Below are 17,165 nucleotides of genomic sequence, written 5' to 3'. Positions count from 1 at the left end.
GGCTCAGCCTCAGGCTTCGGCGGCGTCTTCGGCGGGGGCCTCAGCAGCAGCGGCAGCAGCCTCAGCGGCGGCGGCAGCTTCAGCAGCCTTGGCTTCAGCGGCTTCCTTGGCGGCCTGCTTGGCAGCAGCCTCGCGGGCAGCGGCTTGCTTCTTCTGGCCGATGATCACGGAAGGACGCACCTTCTTCTCCACCAGGCCACCGCGCTCGAGCAGGGTGAGCACGCTCTCGGTGGGTTGAGCACCCTGTGCCAGACGGGCACGGATGGCTTCGGTGTCGAGACGGGTCTCTTTGGTGCGGGGGTTGTAGAAGCCCAGCTCCTCGAGGGGGCGACCGTCGCGGCGAGAGGTGCTGTTGCAGGCCACGAGGCGGAAGCTCGCTTCCCGCTTCTTACCGAACCGCTTCAGGCGGAGCTTGATCATCGTGGCCTTGCCTTTCTGACTGGATAAGGGGTGCGTGATCCGTTGAATCCGGAATCGCGCGCCAAACGACCACAATACTCTTTCGGGTGAACCCCCTCTAGAGCTCCCCAAAGCCTTTGCGCTTCTTGGCTGGCTTGGGAGCCTTGGGCATGCCGCCGCCACGGCCCGGGCCCCCCATGCCAGGCATGCCTCCCATTCCGGGCATCCCGGGGAAGCCGCCGCCCATGCCGGGCATTCCTGGCATCCCAGGCATGCCGCCGCCGCGAGTCATCTGCTGCATGAAGCCGCGCATCTGCTGGAAGTTCTGCAGCACCTTGTCCACATCGGCCGAGGTGTGACCGCTGCCGCTGGCGATGCGGCGCCGGCGGGAGGGATTGGCGGCTAGCAGATCGGGGTCGCGCCGCTCGGCCTCGGTCATCGAGCTGATCATCGCCTCGATCTTCTTGAGCTGCTCTTCGCCCTGCTTGAGCATGCCGTCGTCGATCTTGTTCATGCCGGGGATCAGCTTCATCAGGCCCCCCAGCGAACCCATGCGCTTGATCAGGCGCATCTGCTGCACGAAGTCCGAGAAGTCGAAAGTGGCTTCCTGGAGCTTCTGCTGCATCTTGGCCACATCGGCCAGCTCCACCTCCTTCTGGGCCTTCTCCACCAGGGTGAGCACATCCCCCATGCCGAGGATGCGGCTGGCCATCCGCTCGGGGTGGAAGGGCTGCAGTGCCTCCACCTTCTCGCCGGTGCCGATGAACTTGATTGGCGCGCCGCTCACCTTGCGGATCGAGAGGGCGGCGCCACCGCGGGAGTCGCCGTCGAGCTTGGTGAGCACGGCACCGGTGATGCCCACCTGATCGTGGAAGGCGCGGGTGAGTTCGGCGGCCTCCTGGCCGATCATCGAATCCACCACCAGCAGCACCTCATCGGGGCTGCAGGCCTCCCGGATCCGCACCATCTCCTCCATCATCGATTCATCGATTTGGAGGCGGCCCGCGGTGTCCACCAGCACCGTGTCGAAGCCTTCGGCCTTGGCCTTTTCGATGCCGGCGGCGGCGATGGCTTCCGGCTTGGCGTCGGTGCCGAGGCTGAACACCTCCACCCCGATCTGCCCGCCCAGGGTTTTCAGCTGATCGATGGCCGCGGGGCGGTACACATCGGCACCCACCAGCAGTGCCTTTCGGCCCTGTTCCTTGAGGTGCAGGCCGAGCTTGGCGGTTGCGGTGGTCTTACCGGCGCCCTGCAGGCCGGCCATCAGCACCACCGAGGGCTCGCCTGGTTTGCCGCCCGCAGCAAGCGGCGCGTTTTCGCCGCCCATGGTGTCCACGAGCTGCTCGTGCACCACCTGGATGAATTTCTGATCCGGGCTGATGCCGCGCACCACTTCGGCACCCAGGGCCTTTTTGCGGACTTCGTCCACAAAGTCCTTCACCACCGGCAGGCTCACATCGGCCTCCAGCAGCGCCCGGCGCACCTCCTTCAGGGCGCCATCCACATTGCTTTCGCTGATCGAGCCCTGGCCGCGGAGGTTCTTAACCGCGTCTTCAAACCGCTGGGAAAGCTCGTCGAACATCAGATACTCAGGCGGCTGGGGGCTGGCGGCAATTGCCGCAGATGGCGCGATCGTAAAAAGTCGCGGCGATCAGCTCGGCTTGTAGGCGGCCAGCAGCCAGCGCTTGCCATCGCGGGCAAACACATAGGTATTGGTCAGCTGCGTGCTCGGGGTTTGGTTGAGCACGGCACCAGTGCTGCTGCGGCGCTCATCGCTGTATTGGAGTTGCACCTGGGCGGCGATGCGGTTGGGGCCGCGCTCGTTCACGGTGAAGCTCTCCACCTTGGCTTTCACCAGCTCGGTGGCTCCGGCGTTGCGCAGTGTTTGTTCCTGACGCTGAAGCAGCTGCACCTGGCTGCTGCGGGCGAGATCGGTGAGCGGTAGCGGGGCTGTTTGGCCCGCCAGTACGGCTGCTTTCGCCGCGAGCCAGGCTTCCAGTAGCTCCTGCAGTTGGGTTTCGCTGGGTTCGGCAGCCGTGAGCGGGAAGTTCGGGGTTGGGGCCGGAGCCGGCTCCGCTGGTTTGGCCTGCTCCACCGGTTGCACCGGTAGGGGCTGCACCGGTTGGCTGCGGGGGCGCAGCAGCAACCATCCACCCAGGGCGACCAGGGCCACAGCGCCGCCTGCTGCCGGAAGGGCCCAGCGGGGCAGGGCGCTCAGGTCGGGCCAGTGCAGTTCAGGCCAATGCAGCTCCGGAAGGCGCCAGTTGGGGCCATCCCAGAGGTCGTCATCGTCGTCACTGGTGTCGTCGGTGGCGGAGGCCTCGGTGTCGAGGCTGGTGCTCAGGCTCTCAAAGTTCAGCTCCGGCCAGGCGGGAAGCTCGCCCGCGGCATCGCTTGCTGTGGGGGCCGCTTCGGCAGTGGGGCTGGGGTGGAGACGGGCGCGGATGCGGTCTTGTTGCTCCACATAGGCCTGCACGTCGCGGTCGGCAAACCAGGCCTCCAGGTCGGCTTCGGCGTCGATGTCGCGGAAGCCGGGCAGCACTTCACGGCTCAGCCAGTCGCGGCAATAGGCGCACAGACGTGCCAGGGGGTCGTCGCTTTGCTCCTGGGCCCACTGGCGCAGGGCCTCGTCCGCGCCAGCATCGAACAGGGTTTGCGCCTGCTCCACCTGGCCGAGCAGCAGCTGCTGACAGGCCAGAAACACCTCCATGCCCGCTTGGCCGCTGGCCTGCAGGCGCTGGAAGCCGGCCTGAATCCGCTCGGGCTTGCGCTGCACGAAGCCCGCGGCGGTGAGGGCGAAGCTGGCGAGGAAATCAGCGGTGGCGGAGCCGGCATCGGCCCAACGGCTGAACAGATCCACCTGTTCCTGCACGGTGAGGAACTGGCGGATCTGCTTGAAGAAGGGTTGGAATTCGTCTTGGGGGAAGTCCGGGTCGAGCTCACCTTCCAGACCGCCACGCCGCAGCACCAGCTGCTCCAGCAGGCGGATGCCCTCCTGGCGGGCGGTGAGCGAGGAGAGGTCGCGGCTGATCAGATCGAGCACCCGGTAGGGCAGCAGCAGCTTGAGTTCGTGCTCGAGCTGGCGACGCCGGTCGGCCAGCTGGCCCATGCGCTGCAGCAGTTGCAGGCCCTGCTGCAGGGTGCGGGCTGCGGCTTCGTAGCGGCGCTGGTTGCGGAAATCGGCCGAGGCGGCCTGGCAGGCCAACCCGGCCACCAGGGTGAGATCGGCTTCGCGGCTGCTGCCCAGGGCAGGCGCCTGCGGGGGCTGCAGGCCCCGGCTGGCGGCTTCAAACGCTTCCTGAGCCTGGCCGGCTTCCATCAACAACAGCAGGCCGCCCACTTCCCTCGAGGGCGGGATTTCGAGGGCGGCAATCGATCCTTCGCTGGTGTCGGCGATGGCAGTGAGCTCGCGTTCGTAGCTGTGGCGGCGCTCCTCATCGCTGAGCAACTCAGCGCTGGCCTGCAGCAGTTCAGCCCGCGCCTGCAACGTGTCGACCGTGAATCCCTGATCCGGTGCACGATCCAGCCGTTGCTGCAGGGTGCGCAACACGGTTTCGCTGTCGGTGGTGGGGGAGACACCGAGAAGGCGGAAGTGATCGATCGGCAGTTCCAATCCGCCCGTTTCGCTTGGGCGTGACTGTAGTCAGGGTCTGAGGTTTTGGCCTCAATCCACACACCCATTGGTGATGGACCCCGTACAGTCGCCTCAGCATCAGTAGTGGCCGGACAGCCGGAAACCGCGCATGACACAGGCAGATCTCGGCCAGAGCGTCGCCAGCAACGGGGCTCCCGCCTGCTCCGCCGATGTGAACGCGGTCGGCCTGCATGCCGAGCGGCTGATGAATCTTTACCCCTCCACCCCGGCTGTGGTGAGCCGCGATGAGGGCTTGATGCTCTATCGCGACATGACCCTGGGTCGGCGCTTTGAAGACAAGTGCGCCGAGATGTATTACCGGGGCAAGATGTTCGGCTTCGTGCACCTCTACAACGGCCAGGAGGCCGTGAGCACGGGCGTGATCAAGGCGATGAAGATGCAGCACGACTGGTTCTGCAGCACTTATCGCGATCACGTGCATGCCCTCAGCTGCGGCGTGCCGGCCCGCGAGGTGATGAGCGAGCTGTTTGGCAAAGAAACTGGTTGCAGCAAGGGCCGCGGCGGCTCGATGCACCTGTTCTCCAAGGAGCATCACCTGCTGGGTGGCTATGCGTTCATCGGTGAGGGCATCCCCGTGGCGCTCGGCGCCGCCTTCACCAGCCGCTACAAGCGCGACGCCCTGGGCGATGCCAGCAGCGATGCCGTGACGGCCGCCTTCTTCGGGGATGGCACTTGCAACATCGGTCAGTTCTATGAGTGCCTGAACATGGCGGCGCTCTGGAAGCTGCCGATCCTGTTCGTGGTGGAGAACAACAAGTGGGCCATCGGCATGGACCACAACCGCGCCACCAGCGATCCGGAGATCTGGCGCAAAGCCGCTGCCTTCGGCATGGCCGGTGAAGAGGTGGATGGCATGGATGTGCTGGCGGTGCGTGGTGCTGCCCAGCGCGCCATCGAGCGCGCCCGCGCCGGCGAAGGCCCCACCCTGCTTGAGTGCCTCACCTATCGCTTCCGCGGCCACTCCCTCGCCGACCCCGACGAGCTGCGCGCTGAGGCGGAGAAGGAGTTCTGGGCGCAGCGCGATCCGATCAAGCGCCTCGCCGCTCACCTGATCGAGCACAACCTGGCGACTGCCGATGAGCTCAAGGGGATCGAGAAGGAGATCGATGCCGAGGTGGCCGATTGCGTGGAATTTGCGTTGGCAGCCCCCGAGCCCAAGCCGGAAGAGCTCACCCGCTACATCTGGGCGGAAGACTGAAGCCGGCCTTCCCCGCGCTGCTCACAAGCCGTGTAACCGGGCCTGCTCTGTCGCGGCCCGGAACACCAACCCGTGGCGCTCCACCAGCGGATTGAGATCGTCGTAGCCGCCGCCGATCACAGTGGCCACAGGGATCGAGCGCCGCAGGCAGGCATCCAGCACCAGCCGGTCGCGGTTGAGCAGCCCTGTGCTGGTGAGGCAGAGCTTGCCGAGCCGGTCGTCGCGATGGGGATCCACGCCGGCGTTGTAGAGCACCAGATCTGGCCGCACCTGATCCAGCAGGTTGGGGATGAGGTCGCCGATGGCGCTGAGGTAGGCGTCGTCTTCGAGGCCATCGTCGAGCGGGAGGTCGACATCGCTGCATTGTTTGCGCAGCGGAAAGTTGCTCTGGCAGTGGACCGACACGGTGAACACCCGCGGCTCATCCGCGAAGATCGCGGCGGTGGCATCGCCTTGATGCACATCGAGATCGATCACCATCAGCTGCTGCACCCGGCTTTCCGCCAGCAGCACCCGGGCGGCCACGGCGCAATCGTTGAAGATGCAGAAACCGCTGCCGTGATCGGGGTAGGCGTGATGGGTGCCGCCCGCCAGATGGCAGGCCAAGCCGTGCTCCAACGCCAGTCGGGCAGTGAGCACGGTGCCGCCCACCGCCAGCCAGGTGCGTTGCACCAGCGGCGTGGTGGCTGGCAAGCCGATGCGGCGCTGCTCCTGATGGCTGAGCTCCCCGCGGGCAAAGGCTCGGTGGTAACGCGGCTCATGCACCAGCTCCAGCCAACGGCGCGGCGCCGGTAGCGGTTCCACGAATTGATCAACGTTGGCTAGCCCTTGGTCTTGCAGCAGCTGATGCAGCAAGCGGAACTTCGCCATCGGAAAGCGATGGCTACTGGGCAGCGGCGCGGAATAGGCCGGGTGGTAGACGAACGGCGGCCTCACTGGAATCTTGACCAACACTTGGGTTTTGTTAGGACTTGCGGCGAGGGCGGTTGTTGCATGTGGTTTATCAAACGGTTTATCATCTGGTTTATCAAGGCTGCTCTGCTCCTGTGCCTAGGGGACGCTTCAACAAGGCCAAGCCTCAGTCCGGGCTGCCGGGGTTGCTCTGGCGGCAAAGGGGAAATGGGGGGAGCTGGGTGGTCAGCTTGGCGGTTCCACGTCACCTGCAGCCACGCGTTGTGAACCGCTCAGGAAAGCCTCTGACAAGGCTGGAGCGCACGACGGGTACTGACTCCCTCAAGCTGGCCAAGGAGCTGTACCCAGGGCTCCTGAGCGAGCTGAAGCAGGAGCTGGCTGAGCGAGCGGGATCCCTTCTGGAAACCAAAGAGATGGCTTCAAGACGGCTTGTGGGGGAGCTGTACCAAAAGCTTGCCGCGCCTACTGCTGCGACACCCCACCAAGCCGCAGAACAGAAAACGGCTCAGATGCTTGCCTTGGCAGAGGGCTCCTCCATTGGTCAGCTACATGGATTGATGCAGGAGCTTCAGGAACTACTTGTTGGCCTGACGACCCGTGGATTCGCTGAGGCAGGATTGCCACTTGATGCAGCTGAGCTTCCTCAGGCAGTTGCATCAATAAAAACAGCAGTCCTGGAAGCTCGGGAATTCCAGTACCGGCGCCAGCAGTATGGTTTCGTTGCTGATGAGACTGAGCTCGGGAAAAAGCTCGCATCTTCAGCCTATCAACCAAAACCAATCTCCATTTTCGACGTTGCCAAAAGTAAGAGGTCGCGAATAGGTGATCGTACCTATGAAAACCTAGAACGAGCTTGCAACCGCTGGAAGGCGATCATTGGTGAAGAGTCTCTTGAGTCAATAACGTCCTCGCACCTAAACTTCTTTGTCCGGAAGCTGCATTTACCAAAGCCGGAGGGCGGTTATGGCTATTGCGTGGACAACGCAAATAACGAAGGCGTAAGAATTCGTTCGCTGATCAAGTTCCACAATGAACATCAGAAAGAAGATGCCAACAGAATTCAGGAGCCGAGCTGGGAGCGAATTAAGGAATCAAAAGCTCAGCAGAAAGAGCGGGTCAGGAAAGACAGGGATAAGGCCACGGACAAGGATGACGTGAAGCGGCTGCTTGATTACGCGTACCTAGAGCATGATGACAAGTTTGCCTGGTTGTTTGTTCTTCTTATTGACAACACGACTCTGCGGAACACTGAAGCCCTCACCTTGAAGTGGAAGGATGTTGTCTGCCAGGATGGAATCTGGTTTATCGATCTTCAAGACTCCAAAACGGCAGCTGGTATCCGAAGGCTTCCCTTGAACTCAAGACTCATGAAATACATGCTGCCATTAAAGGGAGCTGACGATGAGTTCATTATTAATAGCAGCTGGCCGCATTGGAAGAATCCAAAGGATGCCAGTGGCAACTTCTTGAGGCAGGCACGAAAAGCACTCGGAATTGAGGGTCGTATCAACGCCCATGCTTTCCGCCATGGAGCCGGTGGTGACCTCGGTTACTCACAAACTGAGCACATCAAGATCACGCTTATGGGCCACGCTGGAAAGCAGACAGATCAATACAGTCGACGGGAGTGGCTTGAGCTTCGTAAGGCGGTCGAAGCTATTGGCACAGACTGGACTCCTCCCTCGGTATTCCCACCGCCACCATTGGAGACTCGCTTTGACCCCGGTCTCTAAATAATTTCTCTCTCTTTCTCTTGCATGCGCATTAGAGCTATGTCTGCTTCCGTGAAGTATGAACTTAGATGTCCAGTGCGATCTGTGCAGATACAAGTGCTGAAGTCTGGGTGACTTAGAGCTTTGCCTGGCAAAAGCCTTCTGAGACATGCCTAGACGGCTCTCTAAGGGGCTTTAGTCTTGTTGATGTGGGGTAGGGGGGGACTGCCAGGAATACGATGTGGAGCCTTCTGGATGTCTCTGGGCAATGGCGGACTAGCAGGGGGGATCTCTCCACCTGCTGACCCGGTACGTCCTGGCTTCTAAGCAAGGGTGGATTATTAACGGGAGCATCTCCTCGATCCAACAAGCCCATGCTGGGATTGCCCGGTTACCGAGGTTGCACTTAAAAAGGGGTAGGCGGTCTTATGCCAGGCTGCATCAGCCAGTGATGCCTCGAAATGGCTTCTGCTGGAAAGGGGCTGGGCTATCCGACAGGTCTAAAGAGGAATGGGAGCGAGCGATCCGACATCTATACAGAGGGATGACGGCTCCTTCCTCAGGCATGGGTTCGGAGATAGGACATCTATGAGGGGGGGATGGAAGGGGCGATCCCACATGTATACAGAGGAAAAGGGAGGGACAACTAAGGAACGCTGCGTACATGTCTCGTCAGAACCCTGTTATTGCAATGGGTTTGGAGGTAGGACATGTATACGAGGGGAGGCCTCCAAGGTTATGAGTCTCGCAAGAGGACATGTATCAGGGGGAAACGCTGAGAGGGCATTCCAGCGCAACGGGTTTGGCAGATCCGACACGTATAAAGGGGGATGGAAGGGGCGATCCCACTTGTGAACAGGGGAAACCATCACAGCAAGGATGCTGCTCGTTTGGTATTGACAAGGAAAAGTCACTAAAACCCAAGGTCTGGAAGCCTTGTAAAAGAAAGGTCTGGCTGCGAATGCTCAGTAATGGGAGTAGCTCGTCAGACGGTTTGGTTGTACCCAAGCACTGAAGGCTTCAGGCACCTTCAGCAGCGGCTGAAACAACCCTTGCTCGCGACACCTGGAGAGGTGGCGATGAGACCCTCTCCAAGTTGAAATCCGTTCGTACGTACACGCGTTACGACGGGCATGTTCAAACCGACTTAGATGGTTCAAAGAGGATCTACCCGCTGAAGCCAGTTCATTTGAGACAGTCATCAGTGATGGTGACAGCAGCTCCTCGACGCATCCGTTGTCATCCAGGCACGATTGAAGTTGGAGTTTTGCGTTTCAAATGAGCTGAGCTACAGGCGGAGCCACGCTCGCGTGGAAGTATCTCTTTGACCATCCAGTTGAAATACATATACAGCCTTAGCTGTGTAGTAATTGATCGTCATTGCACTCCAAGACTGGAGCTTGCAAAAGATCTCCAAGTGGCAGGACCAAGCAAGGCATGGTCTCTGTTGATTACCTACCTATCACCCTTCACGAACTTTTTAGTCGACTAAAATCTATGAGTATTGACGTACTGTCCATTGAGGCGCTCAGTAGCGGGCTATCTGAGAAAGCTCTTGATTATCTGCAGCAAACGATCCCAGAACATCATCCTCGAGGTGTTGGTTCTTTCGTTCAAGCTCAACGCAGGTTATTCAATGACCACGCTGCTGACTTGGCTGCTGTATTAACTGCGATTGCATCTGCTCCCAAAGAATTCAATCTTGATCTCTTTGAGAAGAACTTTATCGAATGGCTTCGTTCCAATGGTGTCTCTAGCTCACGTATTACTCAGCTCAAAGGTGCTATCAGAATCAAGACTCGGACCTTCGCCAGTGATTCCTTCTACAGTCAAAGTGAAAGAGAGATGATTCGTGCTCTTGAGGTTGAGAAAGCATACTTGTTTGGCCGGCTTACTTTTGTTGGCCTGACGTGACCCCCTTCATTGGTCCAGGCGCAATGAGAGTGGGTGGTTATGCAGCAGCTGGTTGAGCTGCCTCCAGGGGCGTACGCCCCTGGAGGGCTGAATGCGGCCTCAAGGTGTTGTACTCCCAGCGCCAGCGATCAGCCAAGGTTTGGGCCTCGCTCACGGTGGTGAACAGCTCGGTGTTCAGTAACTCATCCCTGAACCGGCTGTTGAACGACTCGGCAAACCCGTTCTGCCACGGTGATCCTGGTTCGATGTAGGCCGTGGTGGTGCCGCTGTTCTCGCTCCAGCGCTTGAGGGCGTGGGCGATGAATTCGGGCCCGTTGTCGCTGCGGATGAACGCTGGGGCTGGGTAGAGGCTGGTGAGCTCCTCCAGCACCGCCACGACGTCTCTGGACTTGCAGCGCCTGCCCACCCGGATGGCCAGGCAGAGACGGCTGTGCTCGTCGATCACGTTGAGGAACTTGAGCCGCCGGCCATCGGCCGTGGCGTCGAATTGGAAGTCCATCGCCCAGACCTGGTGCGGGTGCTCAGCCTGGTGACGTCGCACCGAGCCGTCAGCCGGGCGTGCCCTCTTCTGCTTGCGGGGGTGGGCCGCTGCAGGTTCTCCTCGCGCCAGAGCCGGTGCACCCGCTTGTGGTTCACCGTCCAGCCTTCCCGCCGCAACAGGCGGTGGGCCATGCGCCGGCCCCAGCGGATGTGCTCAGCTGCGATTTCGCGGAGACGATGCCTCAGCTTGGCCTCCTCAAGATCGGCGACCTTGCCGACATGGCGCTGGCTGCTGCGGTGCTGGCCCACCAATCGGCAGACCCTCCGCTGGGATGCCCGGTAACGCTCCTGCAGGACTGTGACGGCCCGCCGGCGACGCTCCGGGCTCAGAAGTTTCCCTCAGCGAGGTCCTTGAGCTGTCAAGCGACATCCGCTTTTGGTCCTCCGGCGACACGAAATCTGGTCCAGCTGATGGTCTGCTGATGGGGGCCTTCCGTTGGCTTTTCGATCGTTGCCTCATCGGTGTGTGTCGTGACGTGGTTGTTGTGGGCTGCGGAACCTGTGCTGCCTGATTCGAGTTTTCCTTCAGGCCTCCTCACTGGGCGGCGGTGGCTGTAGGCCAGCGCTGTCCTGTGAGGAGGAACCGCCCGCCTGCGGGCGGATGAGACCGCTGCGACGTTTCCCTTTGAGCCGGTAGCTGTCGCCCCGGATCGTCAGCACGTGGCTGTGGTGCAGCAGCCGATCGAGGATTGCCGTGGCAACCACCTGATCACCAAACACCTCGCCCCACTCCATGACGGGGCGGTTGGAGGTGATCAACACGCTGCCGCGCTGGTAGCAGCGGGAGATCAGCTGGAAGAACAGATAGGCCGCGTTCGGCTCAAGCGGCAGGTAGCCGAGCTCATCGATGATCAGCAGCCGGGTTTTGGCGTACTGCGTCAGCCTTGCTTCCAGGGCGTGCTGCGCCTGGGCTTTGGCCAGGGCTGTGATCAGCTCCATCGCACCGACGTACTGGACGCTGTGACCGAGCCGCACCGCCTCCCGGCCCAGTGCCACGGCCAAGTGGGTCTTACCCACACCCGGCGGTCCGAGCAGTAGCAAGGTGTCGCCGTTGGCCACCCAACGGCAGGTGGCCAGCTCGCGGATTTGGGCCGGATCGATCGACGGCTGAGCCTCGAAATCAAATGCCTCCAGCGTCCGCACATACGGAAAGCGCGCCAGCCGCAGCGCCATTTCCATCCGCAGCTGGTCCTTGCGAGCCACCTCAGCTGTGCAGAGCCAGGTCAGCGCCTCACGCAGGTTCATCTCCCGCCTTGCCGCCTCCTCCAGGAGCGCATCGAGGCGATCGCGGATGGCCGGTAGCCGCAGGCGGGTAAGCATCGCCTCCAGCTCCTCGGTCGGCACCGGTGGCGTGATGGGTGTGGATCGGTTGCGCGGGTTGGTGCTCATGCCGCTACCTCACCGATCAGCTCGGCATAGACGGCCAGAGGCCGGGCCAGTTCAGAGCTGCGAACCATGCGCCGCTCCTGCTCTTGCTCCTGTTCTTGATCACAACGCTCGCTGGTGTCCCGCAGCGAACGCACCGCCTCGCGCCGCTGCCGTTGCGGCACCAGGCCATCCCAATGGCCGTCGATCACCTGGCGGCTACGGCTACCAGGCCGCTGACGCCTGTGCTCAGCCACGATCCTGCCGCCATGGCGGATCAGAACCTGTTGATCGCGCACCAGCACGCTCACCCGCTGGCGGATCAGCGCCTGCGGCGCCGAATACCAGTTCGCTTCCACTTCCACGCAGCAGTCGCTGTGCACAACGCGCACCAGCTCCCGCTCTGCCAAGAAGGACGGCTTGGCCTCCAGCGGCTGCAAGGCCTGGGCTTCTGCGCGCATAAACCGCTCCAGCGGCGCCTCACCCGTGGTGCCATGCACCCTCAGGTCAGCGACCTCACGGGTCCAGCGCACCAGATGGGCCTCCAGCTCCGCCCAGCTGCTGAACTCCCGCCCGGCCATGGCGTTGCGTTTGACGTACGCCACCCCACGTTCGTCTTTGCCTTTCGTCCTGGCCCGGTACGGCCGGCAGGCGCGGGGCTTGAACCCCCAGTAGCTGGCGAACTGCTCAAGCCGCTGGGCAAACACCAGGATCTGTCGTTCCGGATCGTGCTGACTCACCAGGGCGCGAGCGTTATCCACGAGCACCTCCTGAGGCACACCGCCCCAGTGCCGGAACCCCTCCTCCAGGGTTGAGAGCCAGTGGTCCTGCTTCTCGCTGCGGAACGCCCGCACCAACAGTCGCCTGGAGTATCCCAAGGTGAGCACCGCCAGGTGCACCCGCACCCGCTCGCCGCCAATACGCACCACGCACTGGCCAAAGTCCGCCTGCAGCTGCCGGCCCGGTGGCGTCTCAAACCGCACCGTCGCCACAGCTGCGTTGCGCAGCTCACGCCGCCATGGCTCAACCGCACGCTCCACCGTGCGCAGGCTCACCTTGATTCCCTTCTCACTGGCCAACTCCTGCCGCAGCACGTCGGCATTGCCGCGGTGGGCCAGAAATCGCTGCCGCAGCCACTCCCGTTGACCATCGAGAACCGAGGTGCGGCAGGGCTTGCCATAGGGCTGCCAGCCACCCTGCCGTAGGTACTTGCGCACCGTCTCCGGCGAACAGCCCAGTTCCCGGGCAATCCGTCTACGGCCCCAGCCTGCTGCCGAAAGCCGCTGCATCGCCTCCACATCCTGAGGGGTCTGCACCGGCATCTCCGCAGCCATCGGCTCCAGAGATGACGCCCCTGCGCTCACCGTGTCGTCAGGCCTGGCTCGCTCCACAGGGTGGACCAGTTTTCGTGTCGCCGCCGGACCAGTTTTTGCTGTCGCCTGACATGAGCATCGCCTTGTCGAGCTCTGCTTCCGCCAGAAGCCTTTTGAGCCGGGCGTTCTCTTTCTCCAGCTGGCTGAGCCGTTTGGCCTCTTCTGCCTTCATTCCGCCGTAGAGCTGCCGCCAGCGGTGGTAGGTGGGCTGGGAGACCTCGAGAACTCGGCAGGCGTCCGCAACTGTCTGGCCCTGGGCAAGCAACTGGTCAGCCGTTTTGAGCTTGCGGATGATCTGCTCGGGTGTGTGGCGGGTTCGTTTCATGGTGGAGTCCCCGGCCCAGTCTGGCCGGATGAGGACTCTCATTCACCCTGGACCGATTTTTAGGGGCCACGCCAAGGAGAGTAAGTAGTACTGGCACCCATCAACTAAACTTGCTTGTAACGAGTACTGCTTGGAACAAGCTGCCGTGCGACTCGACCTGCATTGGCTATTCAAAGAAGAGGATTGTCCAGTTTCTCATCTTGTATTATCGCTACTCTAGCGATCTCATCAATATTTAAACTCCGGCAAGTAGTTATTGGCGTTTGTCTATCATAGATCCTCTGGTCAGCCTACTCTATCGTCGAAGCTGTTCCATGGACGAACTGTCACAGGAGAAAAAGAAACCCCTTATACCTGACGACGCATTGGACTAAGAATCGGCTATAATCACCTAAAGGAGATCTATTGCTTCTTTCTCGTGCGGCCGTACTTACGTATACCATTTGGCTCTCTGGAGATTGGCGGTGAAGTCTTTAGGGTCATTGACGGCACAACTAATATCCGTATTAAGACAACAAGCAAAAGCGTCCTTCTTAGGAATCAACCCAGCAATGGCTTCCTTGCTCTGTCCAGGAAGAGATTTAACAAGCTACTTGGTGGACTAGACGAGAGCAAGAGGAATTCCGTCAGCATTAGGTTAATAGATGCTAACGGTCAGTCTTCCAATCTTAGCAGCGATACAACAGAGGTGTCGTTTCTAGGATCATTCAAAGGCAAGGCTCCAATCACTAGCAATACTGTTTCGCGGCAAGCTCTATTTACGGCATTCAAGGGTGCTGTTCGGAAGCTGCGTCAACAATCCACTTCTAAAATAGATGAACTCGTTTATATTAAATCCAGTACTGAGCCTACGAGTACTACTACGACTACTGCTACGCCTAAATCGACATCTTCATCTACATCGACTGACGCCAGTGGAAGCAGCCGTACATTCCTGCTCAGCATAGATGCGGATAATCTTGAGATCACATTTGGTGGCAATAGTACTGGGCCAATAACCGTCACAGGAACCACTGGAATACCTGCGACCACCTCTTCCTTCACTAGAGCCGGTCTGACGCGTACGACAGATTTGCAGCTTTATAACTATCTTATACAGCTTGATAGTACATGCACGCAGCTAGATGCATCAACATATGATGATACTAATCGTGGCACAGGCATCAAGGTAAGCGGTTCGTCAGAGGCTGATGAAATAACTGGGTCAACTCTGGTTGATTCAATTAATGGTGGAGCTGGTAATGACACAATTGCCGGTGGCAGTGGAGGCGATAGGATCAATGCAGGAGAAGGTGCTAACAACATTACCGATGCTGGTGATGGGGAAGATCAAATCACACACAACAGCGTTGCTTCAACTGTTGATATACGTCTTGTTGGTAGCAGTAATGTAACTCTTGCTGCTACTCAAGCTGGGGCTACCGTTAGCGCCGTTGATAACGGTGATGTCACATTAGATGCCTCTGGCTCTACTGCCTCTGTGGTCTTAACGGCAGCAGCACTTAGTGGTACAAACAAGGCCACATTTACAGGTGGATCGGATGCTGATCAAATCACCGGTGGTGCTGGAGATGACACCATTACTGGCGGTGATGGGGTCGACACGGTTAACGCCAAGGAAGGAACCAACACAATCTATGCGGGTAGAGGTGCCGACATCATTAACGTTGACAGTATATCCCAAAATACCATCAACTTGTTATTAGGTGGCTCAACAAACCGAACCACTGTCAACATTTCATCCGGTGTAGCTGACCGCTCAACAACGATTTCTGCAGGCACTGCTAATGCAGGAATGGAGGCCATTGTGAACGGAACCGTAGGTGCCATCATGACCGGTTCTGCATCAGGTCCTGGTGCCACAGTGAGTTTTACAGGCGGAGGTGGCGCTGATTCTTTGGTTGGTACCACCGGCAACGATACGCTTGTTGGTGGTTCTGGAAACGACACCCTTAATGGCGCTGATGGGTCTGATCGTCTAGATGGTGGTGATAACGATGACTCATTCGTGTTTACTACCAATGTCCAGTTGCGAAGTGATGCCACCGTTGCCGGTGGAAACGGGACCGATAGGATAGTCTTTACATCGGCGATTGATACACTTACACCGGGATCAGCCCAAGGAAACAATTTTCATGCCGACTTTAATAAGGTCAATAGTGTTGAGCAGGTGGAGCTATATGGTTCAAACCGTGTAAACCTTGGCGACGTCTTTCCTGCGGCTGGCATAAACACTATAATTACTGGCGCAGGCAATACAGAGCTTCGTTACGATAATATTGCTTTGGGTGCACTGACTATTGATACAGTCAATCTTGAAGATAACAATACACTTACTCTCAGTCAGTTTGGCTCTCCAGGGTCAGGAGTCTGGTTTGACGTTGATAATCTTAAGGGCAACATTGCAGCTAATAACCTTCAGGGATCGCTAAGTATTTCTGCGGCATCTGGCACTGGGTTCGATGTTGATGTAGTAGCAGGAAACTCAGATGACACGATTGTTGGTGGTGCCGGCAATGACACTATTCTTGCTGGCGCAGCCAATGATCTGCTGACAGGTGGTTCAGGTTCTGATCGCTTTGTTCAGGGATCTTCCTCTTCTACATCTTCAACAAGTTCTACTTCAGCCCCTGAAACGGTTTCCGTTACTTTTGGGAACGGCGTAGATCGGATTACAGATTTTAATTCGCTCCAGCTAGACACTTTAAATGCGCCAGCCCTTACCGATTCCAATATTCGTACGAGCGGAGACCTTGGAGCTGGTGACGGTGGTCCTATCGCAAATAATGACAAATTGCTGTTCCAGGGAGACTTCAATGTCGCTACGGGGGTATTTACCTTCTCTGCCAGTGGCGCCGATCTTTTGTATGGAAAAGTAACTGTCGGTACATCTATTTCCGCGTTTGGCGATACTTCAGTCGTTCTGCAAGGAGCTGCGGCCAACTTCAATGCTGCCAATAATTTTGCCACTCTTGTATAGCGTTGATCCTCTGCTCGATCTTTAAAGAAAGCACTAAGCGGAGTCTATGGTCAGCGCGAGAGTCGTCAATATAATCTTGAGAACCTCCGTGAGCTGTCCAAAGCAAAGGCCGTCGAGACCACCTTTACCAGTCAACTCGATGACCAAACAAGGGACTTCTAAATCACATCAGCTCAAGACCTTTTGACGGGCACGTCGCGATTGCAAAAGGAAGTGAGAACCTGATCAAACTCTTCTGGTGAGTATCTTGTCGGCCTGAGAAATAATGGTTAAATCAACTGGCTGGTGGCAGGTAAGCACGCTTGCCAATGAGTCATGGATGGTTGATCGCTTATATAGCAAGCCGCCTTTGCTGCAGGCACAGACCTGCGTGCTTTTCTCAAAACTGACCACGAACAAAATCTCTCTGCAACTGCCTAGCTTGATTAGCCATGTTGTGCCCTCCGGCTACGCCTTCGAGCTCCTTATCTGAAAGCTCTTGCTGAAGTCTTTTTTTCATCGCCTCAGAATAGAAATCGTCAAGACGATTAAGCGGTCCCCCACCAGCCACAATAGCCAACTCTTGATCTGAAACCTCAGCCTGCGCTTTTTTCAGCTCCTCAGCAGAGATCAAAAAGCCTGCACCCTTGGCGATCGCCACCACGGCATCAGCATCACTTGCCCCCTTCAACTTCTCCTGAAGCCCTGCATCAGCCGTGACGGCTTCCAGGAAGGCTTTGAGTTGCTCTTCTGACATAGTTGCGAGGGGGCGAGGTGTACCAACCTCCAGTATCGCCCATCCTCAGCCTGGTG

At 59.0% G+C, this 17,165-nt stretch carries 12 protein-coding genes and 2 pseudogenes; 4 read left to right on the top strand and 10 right to left on the bottom strand.

What is annotated here, in order from left to right:
• Positions 1 to 9: 9 nt before the first annotated feature.
• The 3 genes from rpsP to CB0101_RS06085 all read right to left on the bottom strand — a co-directional run bounded on the left by rpsP (position 10) and on the right by CB0101_RS06085 (position 4,012).
• Positions 10 to 420 (bottom strand): 30S ribosomal protein S16, encoded by a 411-nt coding sequence (gene rpsP / locus CB0101_RS06095; RefSeq protein WP_010310580.1) that lies wholly within the window; start codon positions 418 to 420, stop codon positions 10 to 12.
• Between the two features lie 97 nt (positions 421 to 517).
• On the bottom strand, positions 518 to 1,981 hold the full coding sequence (gene ffh / locus CB0101_RS06090) for a signal recognition particle protein (protein WP_010310578.1): 1,464 nt from the start codon (positions 1,979 to 1,981) through the stop codon (positions 518 to 520).
• A 69-nt stretch (positions 1,982 to 2,050) separates the two neighbouring features.
• Positions 2,051 to 4,012: an IMS domain-containing protein gene (locus tag CB0101_RS06085; RefSeq protein WP_010310576.1), complete on the bottom strand. Its 1,962-nt coding sequence runs from the start codon at positions 4,010 to 4,012 to the stop codon at positions 2,051 to 2,053.
• Between the two features lie 130 nt (positions 4,013 to 4,142).
• On the opposite strand from CB0101_RS06085, the gene pdhA reads away from it, so the two are divergent.
• Positions 4,143 to 5,252 carry a pyruvate dehydrogenase (acetyl-transferring) E1 component subunit alpha gene (gene pdhA / locus CB0101_RS06080; RefSeq protein ID WP_010310573.1) on the top strand — a complete coding sequence of 370 codons (1,110 nt, stop codon included), beginning with the start codon at positions 4,143 to 4,145 and terminating at the stop codon, positions 5,250 to 5,252.
• A gap of 21 nt (positions 5,253 to 5,273) precedes the next feature.
• On the opposite strand, the gene CB0101_RS06075 is transcribed toward pdhA, so the two are convergent.
• Complete coding sequence (locus CB0101_RS06075) at positions 5,274 to 6,188, bottom strand: histone deacetylase (protein ID WP_010310571.1); 915 nt, start codon at positions 6,186 to 6,188, stop codon at positions 5,274 to 5,276.
• A gap of 59 nt (positions 6,189 to 6,247) precedes the next feature.
• Between CB0101_RS06075 and CB0101_RS06070 the strand changes: the two genes are divergently transcribed.
• Positions 6,248 to 7,897 carry a tyrosine-type recombinase/integrase gene (locus CB0101_RS06070; RefSeq protein ID WP_246833859.1) on the top strand — a complete coding sequence of 550 codons (1,650 nt, stop codon included), beginning with the start codon at positions 6,248 to 6,250 and terminating at the stop codon, positions 7,895 to 7,897.
• Between the two features lie 1,416 nt (positions 7,898 to 9,313).
• Positions 9,314 to 9,790, top strand: a complete 477-nt coding sequence (locus CB0101_RS15330; RefSeq protein WP_168187955.1) for a hypothetical protein — start codon at positions 9,314 to 9,316, stop codon at positions 9,788 to 9,790.
• Between the two features lie 37 nt (positions 9,791 to 9,827).
• Here the strand turns inward: CB0101_RS15330 and CB0101_RS06060 are convergent, their stop codons facing one another.
• The 5 genes and pseudogenes from CB0101_RS06060 to CB0101_RS06040 all read right to left on the bottom strand — a co-directional run.
• Positions 9,828 to 10,400 carry an IS3 family transposase gene (locus CB0101_RS06060; protein ID WP_256360109.1) on the bottom strand — a complete coding sequence of 191 codons (573 nt, stop codon included), beginning with the start codon at positions 10,398 to 10,400 and terminating at the stop codon, positions 9,828 to 9,830.
• Positions 10,382 to 10,579 (bottom strand): annotated as a pseudogene (locus tag CB0101_RS15860) (IS3 family transposase); the annotation flags it as partial. The gene CB0101_RS06060 and the pseudogene CB0101_RS15860, both read right to left, overlap by 19 nt.
• Positions 10,580 to 10,855: 276 nt before the next feature.
• Positions 10,856 to 11,719, bottom strand: a complete 864-nt coding sequence (istB, locus tag CB0101_RS06050) for an IS21-like element helper ATPase IstB (protein WP_136643950.1) — start codon at positions 11,717 to 11,719, stop codon at positions 10,856 to 10,858.
• Entirely contained in the window at positions 11,716 to 13,029 is a 1,314-nt protein-coding gene (istA, locus tag CB0101_RS06045; protein WP_136644007.1) for an IS21 family transposase, read from the bottom strand. The genes istB and istA overlap by 4 nt, the downstream gene beginning before the upstream one ends.
• Before the next feature lie 112 nt (positions 13,030 to 13,141).
• Positions 13,142 to 13,393, bottom strand: a pseudogene (locus tag CB0101_RS06040) (transposase); the annotation flags it as partial.
• Positions 13,394 to 13,811: 418 nt separating this feature from the next.
• Between CB0101_RS06040 and CB0101_RS06035 the strand changes: the two are divergent.
• The gene (locus CB0101_RS06035) at positions 13,812 to 16,373 is read left to right on the top strand and encodes a calcium-binding protein (protein ID WP_136644005.1); all 2,562 of its coding nucleotides are present in this window, start codon (positions 13,812 to 13,814) and stop codon (positions 16,371 to 16,373) included.
• 379 nt (positions 16,374 to 16,752) lie between these two features.
• On the opposite strand, the gene CB0101_RS06030 is transcribed toward CB0101_RS06035, so the two are convergent.
• Entirely contained in the window at positions 16,753 to 17,109 is a 357-nt protein-coding gene (locus CB0101_RS06030; RefSeq protein WP_010310556.1) for a Nif11-like leader peptide family natural product precursor, read from the bottom strand.
• Positions 17,110 to 17,165: the final 56 nt, after the last annotated feature.

The organism is Synechococcus sp. CB0101, from assembly GCF_000179235.2.
Lineage (GTDB): Bacteria > Cyanobacteriota > Cyanobacteriia > PCC-6307 > Cyanobiaceae > Vulcanococcus.
Note: the sequence above shows the minus strand (reverse complement) of the source record. Positions and strands in the feature narration are given on the sequence as shown.